The sequence below is a fragment of the Pseudoalteromonas sp. Angola-30 genome (genome assembly GCF_028599215.1).
Classification (GTDB): domain Bacteria; phylum Pseudomonadota; class Gammaproteobacteria; order Enterobacterales; family Alteromonadaceae; genus Pseudoalteromonas; species Pseudoalteromonas atlantica.
Genome location: NZ_JAQREI010000015.1, coordinates 22,553 through 39,446, shown reverse-complemented (window position 1 = coordinate 39,446; position 16,894 = coordinate 22,553). Strand labels below are relative to the sequence as shown.

Sequence of the window (16,894 nt, the reverse complement as noted above, 5' to 3'; positions counted from 1 at the left end):
CTTATTTTAGGTATAAAAAAAGGAGCAATCATGCTCCTTTTTGTATTTAGTGCGTGCCCATTGCGCTAATTAAACTTCTTAATTGCTTTAGCTCTTAGCGCTTTCATCTTTGGCAAGCGAGGCTTATTAAAGCTTTGTATTGGCATAACCACTAAATGCTCTTGTGGCAGGGCTGGCACCGTTTTAGGGTATTGCCCAGGCTCTGGTACCGAAATCTCTTTTAAATGCACTTTAAGGTTGTTTAGCATAGGGTCGTTATCAACTTCGCTAGGGCAAATAAATATTCCCATTTTACGCAGTTGCACACCTAACTTAATGCTACTGGTGTAGCGTATTATTGGCGCTCCAAGTAATAGACCAAGTAATATAGGCGATAACCACCAAAAGAACACTGGCGTAAAGTAATAGGCTGTAGCGCCCCATACTATGGCAACCAAGGTAGAAAATAGTGTGTAATTAAACGCCTCTTTCCACGGTACCATGCGGCCTTCGCGCGGTTGTGCATCCCACTTAACTTTTTTACCCAAAAATACACACACTACAAAGTAAGCATGAAAAACCATCATAAGTGGTGCCACAATAATGGCAAATACTGTCTCTATTATTGAGCCTAGTATTAATTTAAACGAGCCGCCAAAGCGCTTATTTCTGTGCACTAGCGTGACAATTACACCCATTAATTTAGGCACCAATAATATAATAATGGTTAAATAAAGTAGTGAATCAATTAGGTCTGTTTTAGCTATTTGCCACGTTGGGAATAACTGATAAACCCGATTAAAGTACACATCGCTATTTAATGCACGTGTTACCGCATCTATGGTGCTTAGTGCCAGCATAGATAACCAAATAAGTGATGAAATATAAGCGGTTGCGCCTAATAAAAAGTGAAACTTACTCATTAACTTTAATTTAGACGAGCCTAATAAGCCAAGGTGCTGAATGTTACCTTGCACCCAACGTCTGTCGCGTATGGCATAATCTAAAATGTTACTTGGTACTTCTTCGTAGCTACCTTCAATATCGCTAAGTAATAAAACATCCCAGCCTGCACTGTGCAGTAGTGAAGCTTCTACAAAGTCATGACTTAAAATTTCGCCACCAAAGGGGGCATTGCCTTCAAGCGTAGGTAAACCACAATAGTTAATAAATGCTTCAACACGAATAATGGCATTGTGGCCCCAATAATTAGCTTTGTCGGTTTGCCAAAAAGCAGAACCCGTTGCCAGCATTGGGCTGTAAAGCACAGAGGCAAATTGTAAAAAACGACCAAAGTAGGTGTCTTGACGAACTGGAATAGGAATAGTTTGAATTAAGCCAGCTTGCGGGTTGTTGATCATGCTTGTGGTCAGCTCTAGCATACATTTACCCGTCATTACGCTGTCGGCATCAAGTACAATCATGTGATCGTATTGGCTGCCCCAGCGCTCGCAAAAGTCGGTTAAGTTACCTACTTTACGGTGTTTATTATCTTCGCGGCGACGATAGAAAACCTGTTTTGCAGTATCGCCTAAACGCTCACATAAAGCATGCCATGCGCTTAGCTCGTTTTGTGCTATTTCAGGGTCTTGCGTGTCGCTAAGTAAATAAAAGTCAAAATTGGCAAGTTGCCCAGTCTCTTTTAGCGATTGTAAGCTCACTTCAAAGCCGGCAATAACACGGTGCGTGTCTTCGTTATAAATAGGCATAACTACCGCGGTTTTTTGCTGTGCAAGCGCGGCATTGTCAAACTCAATAGGCTTAATGCGTCTTAGGGTGAGCGGGTCAATACGAAATAATTGCAGTACAAATCCTATCGTGCCGCTACAAAATGCCGTAACAATCCATGCAAAGGTTATTGAAAATAAAACCAATAGCGCATATTCAAGCAAGGTCATTCCGTTTGAGCTTAAAATTTCAAACATAATGGAGATGCCGTACCCTGAAACAGTGAGTGCAGCAATAGCAAATAACCATACGCGCAGTGTTTTGAATGGCATGGGTGTGCCCTTTACTTTATTACTTGATGTCATTTGGGTACCAAACATAGCTCCATACCTCACTAATTTCTTTATCACGAAGTTTTAACGATAAACGCATATCTACGGGTTGATCGTCCTGTGGTGCAATTTTAAACGCTACTCGCCAACCAAGAGATTTAGGAAGTTTTTGCACTGTTACATCCCTTACTTCACCTGTTGTAAGCTGAATGTCGGCTTCAAGAGTTAGCTTTTCAGACAGGTTGTTTAAATCGGGGCCTGCAAAGTCAACGGTAAACTGGCGATGGCTTTGCGGTGGTGGATTATCTTCACCTGGCAGCGCTGCGCTACCAATGCGCGTGCGTGTTACACGCGCCTTTTGGTGTTGAGTTAAATGGGCGTTAAAGGTGCTCATTTTGTAGCTTAGCTTTAATGAATCACCAGCTTTCATTGGCTTTTCAGGCACCCAGTAACTCACTATATTGTCGTTCGTTTCTGTATCTGTTGGTATTTCTACTAGCTCAACTCGGCCATTTCCCCATTCACCTTTTGGCTCTATCCACAGGCTTGGACGGTCGTGGTAGTGCGCTTCAGTGTCTAGGTAATTGTTAAAGTCACGGTCACGCTGTGCTAAACCAAACCCTTTAGGGTTGGTGTACGAAAACGACGTAACGCTTAACTGTGTTGGGTTGTTAAGCGGGCGCCATACCCATTTGTTATCAGCTGACTGTGTTAACAAGCCGTCTGAGTCGTGCACTTCTGGGCGGTAGTCATCAAAAAACTTAGTACTGTTTTCACCGTGGTAAAACATACTTGTTAAAGGGGCTACGCCTAGCTTTTTAATATCTTTACGGGCAAAAATTTGCATATCAACATCAACTAACATGCTGGTTGTTGGGTCAATATCAAATTTGTAAGCGCCTGATACCGAAGGGCTATCAAGCAATGCAAAAATAGTGATGTTAGTTTGCTCAGCCTGGGGCTTAACAAGCCAAAACTCTTTAAACATAGGGAACTCTTCACCCGATGTTTCGGCGGTATCGATTGCTAATCCGCGTGCTGATAAACCATATACTTGATTAGGACCAACAACTCTAAAATAAGAGGCCCCTTGAAACACCATTACCTCATCTTTGTATTCGTTTGTGTTAATTGGGTAATGTAAGCGAAAGCCTGCATGGCCTAGTTGCGTGCCGGCTACGCTTTTTGCTATTTCGTCTTTTAAAGGGGCGGCTGTGCCATCGTATTGATAAAAATCAGTACTAAAAGGTAGGCGGTTACGTTTTGAGTCGCCTTCTACGGTATTAATTGTTACCGGTGTTTTATATAAAAAACCAGGGTGAAAGAGTTGTAGCTCATACAGGCCTTCATCTTTCCACACTGATTTGTCCTGCTTAAATCGAATTGAGCGGTAATCTTGGTAATCAATATTATTTAATGCTTCTAGCTCTATATTTTTTGGAGGTGCATATTCTTGTTCGGCTAGTTTTTTAGCGCGGGCGCTTATTACTTCAAATAGGCTTTCTTGCGGAATTGCTGCATCAACACTTGCTGCTATTGCCTGCGTGCTATAGCCCCAGCCAGAAAAAATAAAAAGTAGACCCAATAATGGCGTTGCTTTTTTCTGCCAAGTAGGAGGTGTTTGGGTTAATTGTTTCATTTCCATTCCTTTATAAAAACACGACTTATTTTTACGCTTAGGGTTTGTTACTTAACTACTACACAAGGGTGACGAACTTATAGTGCAACTTTTAATCCGTAAATAAAGTGTTTACATTTCAACAGTTAAATTTATTAAAAAGGGTTTTAACTACGGCTTATGTGTAAAAAATACTCATTTAATGTATTTGTTGCGCGGCTAATTCTATTAATAGTTAATAAACGGTATGGAAGATATTAAGGGTTGTTTACTGAAGCTTGTCTGAATTACATTTTTATAAGCATAAAAAAAGCCGCAAAAATGCGGCTTTAAAACAAATCACTCGTTATTTTTTCTTAAATCTGCGCACTAATGAAAGTGGTGCTAATAAAAGAGATAACCAAAGCAATGAGCCTGAGTCGTTATCGTCATCACCACGTAGGTTGTTTACTCTTACTACAACCGTTTGTGCTTCAGATACGTTACCTACACTATCCTCTGCTTGTACTGTAAGGGTAATACGATTTTCAAACTCGTAATCTACTTCGCTTGCAACAATTAACTGACCTTGCTCGTTAATTGATACAGAATCGTTACCTGATACGATAAATTTAACCACAGGTGATACATCAGCATTAGGATCGCTAAAATCAAGTGTACCAATCACAGTGCCTACAGCGCTGTTTTCATCTACTGTGAATATTTGATCAGGTGCAATTACCGGTGTTTGCTCTTCAGGGGTAAGTACTACTTCAGATTTTATATCTACAATAACTGGGTCGTGATCAGATGCACGGTATGGCCCTTCTGCGTATAGCGTAGATTGATGACCTTCGCTTTTATACTCTAGGTTGTAATCAAGCACGATAGGCTCATCAGCATTGATATGCCAATCATTTGCTGCAACAACTTTGCTTAGTAAAGACTCGGTTGCTAAAGCATGGTCAAGGCTACCTGCACGACCAGAGAAGCTATAAGAGTAGCTTAGTGTATCGCCATCAAGCTCTGCGACTACGTTTTTATAGCCTTTTTCATCAAACTTACGGATTGGATCTTCCATTGCATAAGCGTTCATATCACCAACAAGAATGATATCTTCGTCATCTACGCCAGTAGGTTTGTTGTCTAACCAATCAGTAAACGCATCAGCAGCTTCGGTACGAATTTCATTCCAACAGCCTTGGCCATCACCTAGGTCGTCGTTGTTATCATCACCACAGCTCCCTTTAGATTTAAGGTGGGCTACAGAAACAGTAAATACTTCATCTGTTGAAAGTGACTTAAAGCTTTGTGCAATTGGGGCACGGTTGCTGTAATCAAACGGGTAATCAGTAGTAATAGCGGCTGTGCCTACTTCTTCTACTTTATCTGCGCGGTAAATAAGGGCAGTGGTGATTTCGTCGGTACCAATTTGGGCTACGTCAAAATCTACAAACGCGTAGTTGTTAGCGCTGTCAGCATCGTTTAATGCATTTACTAAACTTGCTATAGCACTGAACTCTCCAAAGCCATCATTTTCAATTTCCATTAAGCCAACAACATCAGCTTGCATTGCACTAATAGCACTTACAAGTTTTGCTTCTTGACGTACAAACTCTTCTTCTGAGTCTGCACCACGGCTAGTAGGGAAACCACCGCCTTGGCCATCACCGTTAAAGTAGTTAAGTACGTTAAAGCTGGCGATTCGTAAATCGGCTTCTTCACTTTGCTCAGGCGCATCTTCACGCGCATTAGTCGCTATAAACTGTGGTGTAACTGTTGGGTGAATGCGATACGTGCTAAAGCTGTATGTAACTACCCCTGTTACCGCATTTACAGTATCACCGGTACGTAGAGTATTTTCTGCCGATAGGCCTGGCGCTGGGTAAGCCGTTGGATCTGAGTTTTGAGCTGTAGAGCCATCATCTAATAAGATTTTTTTAGTCAAGTTAGCCGCTTCAACAGCATTGGCTGCATCACCTGGCAATGCAACTTGAGTACCTTGGTATAAACGCTCAGTGGCTAGCTCTACTTCACCATAGCGACCTAAGCCGTAGTTGTTAGTAACTACAAGTGTTTGATCTAGGCTTACTAGCATACCTTCATAAGCTTCTAGGTCAGCTTGGCTCTCTAAAGGTAAGCTTATTGAGGTTGCAGAGGCCACTTCGTCAGTACCACATACTGCAATTTGTGTTACATCTGCAAGTTGTGTTGAATCATAGTATTCATCAACCGTACCCTGTACGCGCACGTGGTCACCTACATTTACATCGGTATCAGTAAAGTATACAAATAGACCTTCAGAGGTCATTGGGTCGTTATCTACATCTGCAGCAAGCGAGCTTACAAAGAAACCATCTAAGCCATCTTCACCTTGAAAATCGGCAGTGACAATACCTTCAATTTCAACAAGGGTATCTACTAACGGGCTTGCTTCACCAGAACCTTGCACAGCGCTAATTAGCGTTTTATCTGCGCCACATACAAGCGGTTCTAATGGTTCTGGCTCAGGGTCTGGCGCAGGAGCCGTACCACCATCGCCAGCATGCGAGCCTAAGCCGTCAAAGGTGTCAATATCAAACTGTTCCCATTCATCGCTAGGATTAAAAGTTGCAGTTGAGTCAGTTCGACCCGTTGTGATGCTATTTTTTCTTCGTAAGGTTTTATTTTGAGTTTGTACGGTATCATCAGACCAAAAAGAGCCAGGATCAACACCCACTTGGCCAAAGCTATCAACTACCACACCATCTTTAGTTAAAACAAGGGCATCGTCACCGTTGTAGTAAGTTACTGTGCTGGTTTCATCTGCAATATCAAGAATGGCAGCGTCTGCACTAGGGTTTGAAATTATATAGGTGGTATTGGCAGCCAATGTGCCTGATAAATCAATTGAGTTACCTACCGAACTACTACCATTTGAATAAAGTCCTAAAGTATAACCTTCAAGAGAAAGCTCTGTATCAGCATTGTTATAAAGCTCAATCGCTTTATTGTTGCTGCTGCCTTCGATGTATTCAGAAATGATTAGATCGGCGGAGGCTGGTGCACTGAGGCTTGCTAATACAAGCGCCAGTGGCGTTATTTTCGTTTTTAACATTTTTTATTATTCCCGTGTATTTAAATCCCAAAATGGGACACCAGTTTAGGCAATCTAAATGACAAAAAGAATACAAATATGTTAATGATTGTAAAAAAATTAAGGCGGCGTACCGCCTTTGATAACATGTTTACTTATTTTGCAGCCATTGCGCGGCCTGCTTGGCAAAATACGTTAAAATACCATCCGCTCCGGCGCGTTTAAATGCCAGTAAAGATTCCATAATTGTGGCCTCTTCACTCAACCAGCCGTTATCGATTGCCGCTTTGTGCATTGCATATTCGCCACTGACCTGATATGCGAAAGTAGGTACACCAAACTCATCTTTAACACGACGAACAATATCAAGGTACGGCATACCGGGTTTCACCATCACCATGTCGGCGCCTTCTTGTAAATCAAGTGCCACTTCACGAATTGCCTCATCAGAGTTGGCAGGATCCATTTGATACGTTTTTTTGTCGGCCCCTTTCAAGTTACCTGCAGAGCCAACAGCGTCTCTAAACGGCCCGTAATAGCTAGAGGCATATTTAGCTGAGTAAGCCATTATGCGTGTGTGAATATGTCCATCTGCTTCAAGTGCTTCGCGAATAGCACCAATACGGCCATCCATCATGTCAGAGGGTGCAACAACATCGGCACCTGCCTCGGCGTGCGAAAGCGCCTGCTTAACAAGAATTTCAGTGGTTATGTCATTAATTACATAACCTTCATCATCAATAATGCCGTCTTGGCCATGAGTAGTAAATGGGTCAAGGGCTACATCGGTAATAACCCCAAGCTCAGGAAAAGCTTCTTTTAAAGCACGAACTGTGCGTTGTGCTAAGCCATCTTCACTGTAGGCTTCTTCGGCCATCAAAGACTTTTTGTCAGCAGGGGTTACCGGAAAAATAGCGACGGCAGGTACACCTAAATCTACAAGCTCTTTAGCTTCTTCAAGCAATAAATCAATTGATAAACGCTCAATTCCTGGCATTGATTCAATTGCTTCGTGGCGGTTTTTGCCTTCAAGCACAAAAACAGGGTAAATAAGATCATTAACACTCAGCTGATTTTCAGCCATAAGGCGACGAGAGAAATCATTACGGCGCATTCTACGCATGCGAGTATATGGGAAAAGGTCGAGTCCTGATTGGGCCATGTTACTAAGCTCCTACTGTGGAATTGGAAAACTAATTACTTGATTTCGGCCATGTTGTTTAGCGAAATAGAGCGCTTTATCTGCGTCGTCTGTAAATAGCTCAGGGTTACTAATATCGTTTACTACAGCGCTGTTTACGCCAGCACTAATGGTTACTTTTACGGATGTTCCGGCTACGTTTACGGTATTACTCTCTACGGCTTGGCGAATTTTTTCAGCAATATCAACAGCCCCTTCTTTTGGGGTGTTAGGTAGCAAAACAACAAACTCTTCGCCGCCGTAGCGAGCCACTTCATCCAACGGGCGTTTTAAATGCTGTTTTATAATGTCGGCTACAGCGCGTATTACTTGGTCGCCGGTTAAGTGCCCGTAGTTATCATTTACGCGTTTAAACCGGTCTATATCGAGCATAATCATACTCAAAGGCGTTTGTTCACGCCGAGAGCGACGCAGTTCCATCACTAATTTTTTATCAAAAAAGCGACGATTTTTAACGCCACTCAGCGCGTCTTCCATATTAAGTAGCTCAAGCTCGCGGTTTTTATCTTCTAGTTCACGCAAAGTGACTTGTAGCTCAAAGGTGCGCTCATCAACTAACGACTCTAATTCTTTTTGTGTTTGGGCTTGCAGCGCGAGTCGCTCATTTAATAGTGTATCTTGGGCTGCATTTTCAGCAATCAAGGTTTGTTGAGCAATAACTTGTTCATCACGCTCTAAAATAAAGCGCTTCATAACGCCATAACATAGGCAAAATGTACTACCAAAAAAGCATATAAAAACAAAAGCTAAGCTACTTCTACCTAAAGGGTATAAGCCAAATACCGCAACAATAAGGTACACCATAACAAGTAAAAATAGCATGAGTGCAATTAGTAGTGCTTGAATTGGTTTTGAAGGCGCATTTTGCTGGCAGATGTAGGCGCTTACCAAGCAATAAATAATAACAATCGGGCTCGCCAGTAAGCTAAATGGGGTAAACACTGTGCTAGGTAAAGCCCACATAAACAGCAGGCTAATTGCGTAAATATTAGCAACAATGGTTTGCCATTTTAGTAGTTTAGAGGCTTTAGGTTGGCACAGTTGTTTTTGTAGCGGCACAAAAGCAAGCGTAGTGAGCATTAGTAAAACAGGTATCATTACTTGCTGTAATGAAGGCGAATTTGGATGAAAATAACGAGCGCCAAAACCGCATAAATAAGCCAGTAGCACACCTAAGGTCAGCGTAACAATGCCTGCATAAGCAAAATACAACTTGCGCGAAAACCCATACAAAACCAAGCAACTTATGGCCAATGAAAATAAAAAACCAATGAGTAAGCCATAAATTAAATTAAGTTTACCTTTATGCGCTAGGTAGGCATCTGGTTGCCATAAAGTCAGCGGGATGCGTAGCCCAGCACTGTTGTTAACCTTCATTATTACGGTGCTAATACTATTTGCCGGCAGCCTCAAGGTTGCTAATAAAGATTCACTTTTTATTAGCCGTGATGAGAGCTTAAAGTTATCGCCAGTTTGCATGTGTGAGAGCAGTGCTGAATTATAAAAATGAAAAATTTGCGCTTCATTTAACAGCGGGTTATCGAGCGATAAAATAGGGCTTATATTGTTATTTAAGGTATTTTTAACTGTAAACTTGACCCATACAGGGCGTTGTTCAAACCCTAAATTTAATGGCTTATCACTTACTGTTTGCCAGTCGTTAACCTCATGGTAGGCATTGTTTGCTGTGGTGGGCGTAAACGAATAGCTCAGGGTGTCTATTTTTATTGCTTTAAAATTTTCAGAAATTACGGGGTTTGCAACACTGCAAAATGAACAAAGGAGCATAAATAGGCTAAATAGCGCCTTTGGGCTTGTCATTAGCGACCTGCTATATCAAATAAGCTATAAAAGTTAGCCGTACTATGGGTGGCAATAGTACTTGGTTCAACGTTATAAAGCTTAGCGAGTGTTTCACACACATAGCTAAGATAGGCGGGCTCATTTTTACGTGATTTTGGTTTAGGGGTTATTGTGCGTGGAATTAAAAAAGGCGCATCGGTTTCTATTAATAACCGCTCAAGCGGGATACTTGGCACCAATTGTTGCAATGCTTTACCGCGGCGCTCGTCACACACCCACCCAGTAATGCCAATATAAAGGCCTAATTCTAAATAATCTTTAAGTGCTTGGGCATTGCCTGTAAAGCAATGCAGCACACCACGTACGTTATAGTTAGCCAAAATATTTAGCATATCTTCGCTTGCGTCACGTTCGTGTAAATAAACAGGTAGGTTTAGTTTTTCAGCTAACGCTAACTGGCGTTTTAATACGCTGCGCTGAATATCGCGAGGAGAAAAATCGCGATTATAATCAAGCCCACACTCACCAATGGCCACAACGCAATCGTTACTAGCAAGCTGCGTTAAAGTGGTTTCAAGTTCATCGGTGGCGTCTTTAGAGTCATGTGGATGCACGCCAGCAGTAGAAAACTGATTATATTGTTTTGCTAATGTAAGCGATTGTTCGCTACTAGGCACATCGCAGCCGATCAGTAACATAGCTTGCACGCCCGCGGCATTTGCGCGGGCAATAATGGCCTGATGCTCACCTTCAAACTGGTGATTGGTTAAATTAACGCCGGCATCAACTAACGTGTAGGTCATTACTGAGTGCGCTTCACACGGATTGAGCGGTTTTGACCATCTTTACGAAGTAAAAAAGAATTAAATACACCGCGGCTAATAACCACTGTGTCTGACTCTTTTAATTTAAGACTGTCAGAGCCAATTTGACGCCATTGCTGATCGTTATCAAGGGTAATAATGAGCTCGCCATAAGGAGCTTTTCTAACTGATGATACTAATGCTGTGATATTTTCGTCTTTATCTTTAGTGATCTCTTTATGCTCAAGGCCAAAATCATCTGCTTTAGCAGCAGGCGCTGCTTTAGAAACAGCTGCAACAGGTGCACTTACGTTTGGCGATACATTGGTTACGGCTTTTGGTGGGGTAAGGGTTTTTTTCTCACTAGGCTTAGTAAGTGGTTTACCTGCCACTGTGTTGTCATAACATAGTAAACGGTTAAAGTCGTTTTCAATAAAGCTACATGCTTGTAAAGCTTGCACGTTAATTTCTTGCGCTGCAAACGTCGGTGCGCTTAGTAAAACCAGTAGTGAGAGTAGTTGTTTTTTCATTTTATTCCTCAGATTCCTGTTGTTCTTTAGCGCTATAAAATTTCGCTAAAATTAACCCTAGCTCAAATAAAAGCAGCATAGGAAGTGCTAATAGTGTTTGTGATAACACATCGGGCGGTGTTAAAAACATCGCCACAACAAATACACCAACCACAATATAAGGGCGTTTTTGCTTTAAACTCTGCGTGGTTGTAGCGCCACTCCAACATAGCAACATTATGGCTACGGGTATTTCAAACGCCACACCAAATGCAAAAAATAGCTTAAGTACAAATCCTAAATAGCTACTAATATCCGGTGCTAGGGTCATCATTTGCGGCCCTACACTAGTAAAAAAGCCTAATATAATAGGAAGCACTATAAAGTAGCAAAAAGCGATACCGCCATAAAATAGCAAAATACTCGAGGCCAAAATTGGCATTAGCATGCGTTTTTCGTGTTGGTATAAGCCAGGTGCTATAAATCCCCAAATTTGATGCAATATCCACGGAATAGCGCCAAACAAGGCAACAAATAGCGTTAGCTTAAACGGTGCAAAAAACGGTGCCGTAACATCGGTAGCTATCATAGTGGCAGTGCTTGGTAAATGTGCGACTAAAGGGGCGGCTACAAACTCATATATATCATTGGCAAAATACACTAGGCCAATAAATATCACTAAAATACTAAAAAGTGATTTAATAAGCCGATCGCGCAGCTCAATTAAGTGAGCGACGAACCCTGATTTAGCTTGTTCAGACATTATTTTTTATACCACGTAATAAGTTGACCACAAATAGGGGAATTAATTTCACTTTTTTTCATCGAGTTGTTCGTTAGGTGATGTGCTTGAAGTGTTTTTATAGCTATGAGTAACCGACTGCGCTGCTTTTTGCAGTTCATCAACCGATTGTTGTAGCTCAGGGCTTAAATCTTTAAGCTCTTGTTGCTCTGCTTTTTTTAGATTTTCGTGAAGCTCGTGTATGCGTAGCTCTTCACTCACTTCTGCTTTAACTGAGTTGGCCATCGACTTAACGGTTTTTACCCAGCGCATTACGGTGCGAATGGCAACCGGTAACCGCTCAGGGCCAAGTACCACTAGGCCAACAATAAAAACAACAACGAGCTCCCACATTCCCATATTGCTTAAACCTTAGTATCGTCTTTGGTTTTTTCAGTGCTTTGTGTCTGTGTTGGCGCTGCTTTTTGAGACTCTTGGATTTGCTCTGCTTTTTCGCTTTCAGTCTCTTTAGTTTGATCATCAGACATGGCTTTTTTAAACCCTTTTACTGCACCGCCTAAATCACCACCCATGCCGCGTAGTTTTTTAGTACCAAAAAGAAGTACGATAATCGCTAAAACAATCAATAATTGCCAAATACTAATGCCACCTAAACCCATGGTTATCTCCAACTGATAAATGCTTAAATGTTTATTTTAAGTACTAATTATACGCCCTGTGGCATAAATAGCACTTAGTTTATGTGTTACGCCACGCCACAATAAAGCTAATTGCAGACGCTGCTAATGTTACGCCTGCCGCTATGAGGTCGTGCTGCAGATAACACAGTGCCGATACAATCAGTGTAGCACTGCCAAATAGGCTAAGTACTAGCGCTTTGTGTGACACTTTACTTGGCTGAGAATGCTGTATTTGCGGACTACGTTTTAAATTTTGATAAATTAAATCAGGTAGTTCTGGCATTTTTTCAGCCCAAAATGGCAAGTTAGCATACATTTGTTTCATTACTGATAACGGTCCAACTTGTTGTTTTACCCAATCTTCTAAAAATGGCTTAGCGGTTTTCCACAAATCAAGCTGAGGATAAAGCTGACGCCCTAAGCCCTCAACGTATAATAACGTTTTTTGTAATAATACTAACTGCGGCTGTACTTGCATGTTAAAGCGGCGTGCGGTGTTAAATAAATTAACGAGTACATGGCCAAACGATATCTCAGCCAGCGGCTTATTAAATATAGGTTCGCACACGGTACGAATTGCAAATTCAAACTCTTCTATGCTGGTATCAGGCGGAACCCAGCCCGAGTCAACATGTAGCTGAGCAACTTGGCGGTAGTCACGATTAAAAAAGGCGATAAAGTTTTCTGCGAGATAGCGTTTATCTTCTTTGTTTAATGTGCCAACAATGCCACAGTCGATACCAATATACATGGGGTTTTCAGGGTGCTCGCGAGAGACAAATATATTGCCAGGGTGCATATCAGCATGAAAAAAACTGTCTCTAAATACTTGGGTAAAAAACACTTCTACACCGCGCTCAGCGAGTAATTTCATATTGGTATTTTGCGCAATTAACGACTCAGTATCTGAGACCGGGATTCCGTAAATACGCTCCATAACCAAAACGTTACTGCGGCTATAATCGCTATAAACAGCCGGGATATATAACGAATCAGAGCCTTCAAAGTTACGCTTAAGTTGTATGCCATTTGCGCCTTCGCGCATTAAATCGAGCTCATCTAGCAAGGTTTTTTTATACTCTTTGACCACCTCGACAGGGCGTAACCTTTTTGCTTCGCTGTGTACATTGGCAAGCACTTTAGCGAGCTTTTCCATAAGTGCTAAGTCGGCATTAATTTGTGTTTTTATGTTTGGCCTAATCACTTTTATAACAACATCTTGGGTATTGTTATGGGCATCAACTAGCTTAGCAGTATGCACTTGCGCAATAGACGCTGAGGCCAATGGGGTTTGCGAAAACTCACTAAATAACTGGTTTATATCGCTGATTTCGAGCGCTTTTTCAATTATTTTTTGGGCAAGTTCGCCCTCAAAAGGCTCGACTTGGTCTTGCAAAAAAGCAAGCTCTAACGCAATGTCGTGAGGAAGTAAGTCTCGGCGGGTAGAAAGCATTTGGCCAAACTTAATCCACACTGGGCCAAGCTCTTGCAAGGCTAAGCGCAGGCGCAAGCCCGCTGGCTTATTTTTGTGCTGGTTACGTAACCAAAACAAGCTACCACGCGCAATTTTAGCGTACCAAGGTATTTTTTGTTTTGGTATTAACTCATCTAATCCGTAGCTAAGTAATGTTTTAGTGATGTAATACAATCGAGCAGTCGACACAAAAAATCCTTAGCGGCTGTTGGTGTTAGAAGAGTTGATTAATGCATTTATGCGTTGTTCAATAGCGGCCACTTGCCCTTTTAACACTCGGTTTTGTTGTTTAAATTGTTCAAGCTCTAAAGGGTGAATAGTTACAGCGAGCTCATCTTGGCATAGGCTGGTTAATGTGGTGCTAATTTGCTGACGCGCTTTACGCTCTTTACTGCGTAAAGCGTTTAGCTGTATGTAAAGTTGTTGTGCGGGCGCATCGCCAATATAGTGCGATAGTTGCTCAGGCCAATCTATATCTAGCCCAGAAAATGCGGCGCTGTATGCCTGAGCGACGTTTAAGTCGCCTTGCAGGTCTAGCTTATCTTGACGAATGAGCTGTGTAAGCATGGCTGGGTCTTTAAGCGCCATAAGAGTATCTATATCTGCGCTGATCATACACTCTGCGCTATTTTCATCGCTGGCACTGTAAAGGTGTAATAGTTTACCATCAAAGGTTAATACTATTTGCTGCTGCCAATTGCGGATTTCGACCTTTAATGGTTTGTGCTTAACTGCACTGAGCTTATCTATTAAGGTGGCGTCGAGTTGCAGTACCTTATTAAGCACTCGCTCTATAAGCGAAAGTACAAAATTAGGTAACATAAAAAACTGCGAACCGGGTTTTGCTGCGACCACATGCTCGCTTTTTTGCTCAAACGCCATAACTGCCTGCCTTAATATTTAAAACCACGGTGCAGTGCAACAATACCACCGGTTAGGTTTTGATACGTTGTTTGTTCAAAGCCTGCTTCTTCCATCATTGCTTTTAAGGTTTCTTGGTCTGGGTGCATACGAATCGACTCAGCTAAGTATTGGTATGACTCGCTATCGTTCGCTACTACTTTACCCATAGTTGGTAATAGATTGAACGAGTAAAAATCGTACGCTTTACTTAAAATTTCATGCTCAGGTTTGGAAAACTCTAATACTAATAAACGTCCACCTGGCTTTAATATACGGTACATAGAGCGAAGAGCTTTGTCTTTATCGGTTACATTACGTAGGCCAAAGGCAATCGTGATCACATCAAAGCTGTTATCTGGAAATGGCAGCATTTCGGCATTCATTTGCACGTAGTCGATATTGCCGACTAAACCCAAGTTGTGCAGCTTTTCACGGCCCACTTTTAACATTGATGAGTTAATGTCACCTAAAACTACTTGGCCGGTGTCACCGACTAGTTGGCTAAATTTTGCTGTTAGGTCGCCAGTGCCGCCTGCTAAATCAAGGACGTGGTGGCCTTTGCGCACACCTGAGCTGGCTATAGTTTGACGTTTCCATAATCGATGTACACCAAAAGACATTAAATCGTTCATTACATCGTACTTTGCTGCAACCGAGTGAAATACGTCTGCAACCATTGAGGCTTTATCGTTTTCGGCTACGGTTTTATAGCCAAAATGCGTGGTCTTTTGCTCTGTTTCGTTCATGGTTAGTCTCTATCGTGGCAATAAAGACTAGTGTACTTGATTGTACACTGCAGGTGCAATTTGAATATGATTTATCAGGTAATTTAGCGTAAAACCTAGTGGCCAGCTGTAAAGCTACTTTGCCCCAGTGAGCGTGCTTTAAATGCCGCTTGCGAGGCTTTTTTAGCTAACTGGTTAAAGTCATCATTTTTGAGTTGCTGCGCTATGCCTAAAGATAAGTTAATGCCAGGCAGCTTAGTGCCGCTTTTTGAGCTAACAAAACGAAGTTTTTCTACGCCATTACGCACTTTTTCAGCAATAACATTGGCGGTTTCGGGGTCTATATCTGGCAGTAATACGGTAAATTGGTCCTTTGCTGTGCGCCCAGGTAAACCACTTTGAAAGACATATTTTTTTACTTGTTTAGCCACTTTGTTCAAAATAACTTCGCCAATTATATCGCCGTAATTATCTACAAAATGATCTAAATTATCTATTTGAATAGCAATTGCGCAAATTGATTTGTCTTGGTTGCTCCATAGTTGGGTTTGCTGCGTTAAATAATGACGTTTATACAGCCCCGTTTGTGAGTCAATAATGTGCTGCTTACGTAATTGCGCCAGCTGTTTTTGGGTTTTTTCGTGTAACTTTTTAGCTTTATATAGCTCGTGTTTAAAGTGCTTGTGTTGCTCAAGTAACGTGGCTGATTGCGTGTTTAACGTATCGAGTGCTTGGCGGCTTTGCTCTATATTATTCTCATCAAGCGTGTGCATGCACTCACTTACTTGGCCGGCAAAGCTAACAATTTGTTTTTCGGTTGATTGCGCATTGCGCGACAGTGAATCAATAACCCCATTTACGTTATTAATCATTGCCACTTGCGTGGTATGCCCTTCGTTTAAAAACTCAAAGTAGAGCTGCTCAATCAAAATACTATCAATTTGGGCTTTATTAGTAATGGCCTCATCTATGGCGTTATTTAGCTGAGGATTTACTTTACTAATATAGGTATAGGCAACGTGGTAATTTAACGGAGAGGGAGGCAGCGTATGACGTTCTAAAAACAGGCATACATTCGTCATTTTTTCTTGAGCTACAGCCATGGAATCATGGAACATCATTTTAACTACCAACTAAGTACGCATTAAATTACACATTAAAATAACTCTTCAATGAGGCGGCAATGCATCCAAGCTTTATTATTTTTTTACTACAATAATCGTTAAGCAGGCTATTTAAAAGTAAAAACCAGTATTAGTGAACTTAAATTTTTACTTTTGCTGCCTAATAGCTGATTTTATCATCAAAGAGCACGTATTTAGCTTAATTTAGGCGGGTTCGGCTTATTTTACCCGCTCCAATTAAGCGTGTGTTATTGAGATTAATCGCATTTGTCTTGCTA

The 16,894-nt window shown here is 41.6% G+C and carries 14 protein-coding genes; all 14 read right to left on the bottom strand.

The features are described from left to right. Positions 1–65 precede the first annotated feature (65 nt). The 14 genes from mdoH to PSH54_RS16030 all read right to left on the bottom strand — a co-directional run bounded on the left by mdoH (position 66) and on the right by PSH54_RS16030 (position 16,595). Positions 66–2,027, bottom strand: a complete 1,962-nt coding sequence (mdoH, locus tag PSH54_RS16095; RefSeq protein WP_273606586.1) for a glucans biosynthesis glucosyltransferase MdoH — start codon at positions 2,025–2,027, stop codon at positions 66–68. Then, entirely contained in the window at positions 1,999–3,618 is a 1,620-nt protein-coding gene (locus tag PSH54_RS16090) for a glucan biosynthesis protein (protein WP_054983610.1), read from the bottom strand. The genes mdoH and PSH54_RS16090 overlap by 29 nt, the downstream gene beginning before the upstream one ends. Before the next feature lie 325 nt (positions 3,619–3,943). After that, on the bottom strand, positions 3,944–6,673 hold the full coding sequence (locus PSH54_RS16085) for an ExeM/NucH family extracellular endonuclease (protein WP_273606585.1): 2,730 nt from the start codon (positions 6,671–6,673) through the stop codon (positions 3,944–3,946). Positions 6,674–6,803: 130 nt separating this feature from the next. Next, complete coding sequence (gene hemB, locus PSH54_RS16080; protein ID WP_273606584.1) at positions 6,804–7,814, bottom strand: porphobilinogen synthase; 1,011 nt, start codon at positions 7,812–7,814, stop codon at positions 6,804–6,806. A 12-nt stretch (positions 7,815–7,826) separates the two neighbouring features. After that, entirely contained in the window at positions 7,827–9,674 is a 1,848-nt protein-coding gene (locus tag PSH54_RS16075) for a sensor domain-containing diguanylate cyclase (protein WP_273606583.1), read from the bottom strand. Continuing rightward, on the bottom strand, positions 9,674–10,459 hold the full coding sequence (locus tag PSH54_RS16070; protein ID WP_273606582.1) for a TatD family hydrolase: 786 nt from the start codon (positions 10,457–10,459) through the stop codon (positions 9,674–9,676). Before PSH54_RS16070 ends, PSH54_RS16075 begins: the two co-directional genes overlap by 1 nt. Continuing rightward, positions 10,459–10,989, bottom strand: coding sequence for a hypothetical protein (locus PSH54_RS16065; RefSeq protein ID WP_054983614.1), 531 nt, complete (start codon positions 10,987–10,989; stop codon positions 10,459–10,461). Before PSH54_RS16065 ends, PSH54_RS16070 begins: the two co-directional genes overlap by 1 nt. Before the next feature lies 1 nt (position 10,990). Continuing rightward, positions 10,991–11,731, bottom strand: a complete 741-nt coding sequence (gene tatC / locus PSH54_RS16060; RefSeq protein WP_004587473.1) for a twin-arginine translocase subunit TatC — start codon at positions 11,729–11,731, stop codon at positions 10,991–10,993. Between the two features lie 48 nt (positions 11,732–11,779). Then, entirely contained in the window at positions 11,780–12,103 is a 324-nt protein-coding gene (tatB, locus tag PSH54_RS16055) for a Sec-independent protein translocase protein TatB (protein WP_256846361.1), read from the bottom strand. Between the two features lie 11 nt (positions 12,104–12,114). Beyond that, positions 12,115–12,369 (bottom strand): Sec-independent protein translocase subunit TatA, encoded by a 255-nt coding sequence (gene tatA, locus PSH54_RS16050; protein WP_004587475.1) that lies wholly within the window; start codon positions 12,367–12,369, stop codon positions 12,115–12,117. A 79-nt stretch (positions 12,370–12,448) separates the two neighbouring features. After that, positions 12,449–14,053 (bottom strand): ubiquinone biosynthesis regulatory protein kinase UbiB, encoded by a 1,605-nt coding sequence (ubiB, locus tag PSH54_RS16045; protein ID WP_138577397.1) that lies wholly within the window; start codon positions 14,051–14,053, stop codon positions 12,449–12,451. A 9-nt stretch (positions 14,054–14,062) separates the two neighbouring features. Further along, on the bottom strand, positions 14,063–14,746 hold the full coding sequence (locus tag PSH54_RS16040) for a ubiquinone biosynthesis accessory factor UbiJ (protein WP_273606581.1): 684 nt from the start codon (positions 14,744–14,746) through the stop codon (positions 14,063–14,065). A gap of 11 nt (positions 14,747–14,757) precedes the next feature. Next, complete coding sequence (gene ubiE / locus PSH54_RS16035; protein ID WP_004587478.1) at positions 14,758–15,513, bottom strand: bifunctional demethylmenaquinone methyltransferase/2-methoxy-6-polyprenyl-1,4-benzoquinol methylase UbiE; 756 nt, start codon at positions 15,511–15,513, stop codon at positions 14,758–14,760. A gap of 95 nt (positions 15,514–15,608) precedes the next feature. Beyond that, entirely contained in the window at positions 15,609–16,595 is a 987-nt protein-coding gene (locus PSH54_RS16030) for a GGDEF domain-containing protein (RefSeq protein WP_055019619.1), read from the bottom strand. Between the last annotated feature and the right edge of the window lie 299 nt (positions 16,596–16,894).

Coding starts and splice junctions, on each gene's coding strand:
- ubiE (WP_004587478.1), bottom strand. CDS start 15,513: ATGAACGAAACAGAGCAAAAGACCACGCATTTTGGCTATAAAACCGTA.
- PSH54_RS16085 (WP_273606585.1), bottom strand. CDS start 6,673: ATGTTAAAAACGAAAATAACGCCACTGGCGCTTGTATTAGCAAGCCTC.
- PSH54_RS16070 (WP_273606582.1), bottom strand. CDS start 10,459: ATGACCTACACGTTAGTTGATGCCGGCGTTAATTTAACCAATCACCAG.
- PSH54_RS16090 (WP_054983610.1), bottom strand. CDS start 3,618: ATGAAACAATTAACCCAAACACCTCCTACTTGGCAGAAAAAAGCAACG.
- mdoH (WP_273606586.1), bottom strand. CDS start 2,027: ATGTTTGGTACCCAAATGACATCAAGTAATAAAGTAAAGGGCACACCC.
- PSH54_RS16040 (WP_273606581.1), bottom strand. CDS start 14,746: ATGGCGTTTGAGCAAAAAAGCGAGCATGTGGTCGCAGCAAAACCCGGT.
- tatC (WP_004587473.1), bottom strand. CDS start 11,731: ATGTCTGAACAAGCTAAATCAGGGTTCGTCGCTCACTTAATTGAGCTG.
- PSH54_RS16030 (WP_055019619.1), bottom strand. CDS start 16,595: ATGGCTGTAGCTCAAGAAAAAATGACGAATGTATGCCTGTTTTTAGAA.
- PSH54_RS16065 (WP_054983614.1), bottom strand. CDS start 10,989: ATGAAAAAACAACTACTCTCACTACTGGTTTTACTAAGCGCACCGACG.
- PSH54_RS16075 (WP_273606583.1), bottom strand. CDS start 9,674: ATGACAAGCCCAAAGGCGCTATTTAGCCTATTTATGCTCCTTTGTTCA.
- hemB (WP_273606584.1), bottom strand. CDS start 7,814: ATGGCCCAATCAGGACTCGACCTTTTCCCATATACTCGCATGCGTAGA.
- tatA (WP_004587475.1), bottom strand. CDS start 12,369: ATGGGTTTAGGTGGCATTAGTATTTGGCAATTATTGATTGTTTTAGCG.
- tatB (WP_256846361.1), bottom strand. CDS start 12,103: ATGTGGGAGCTCGTTGTTGTTTTTATTGTTGGCCTAGTGGTACTTGGC.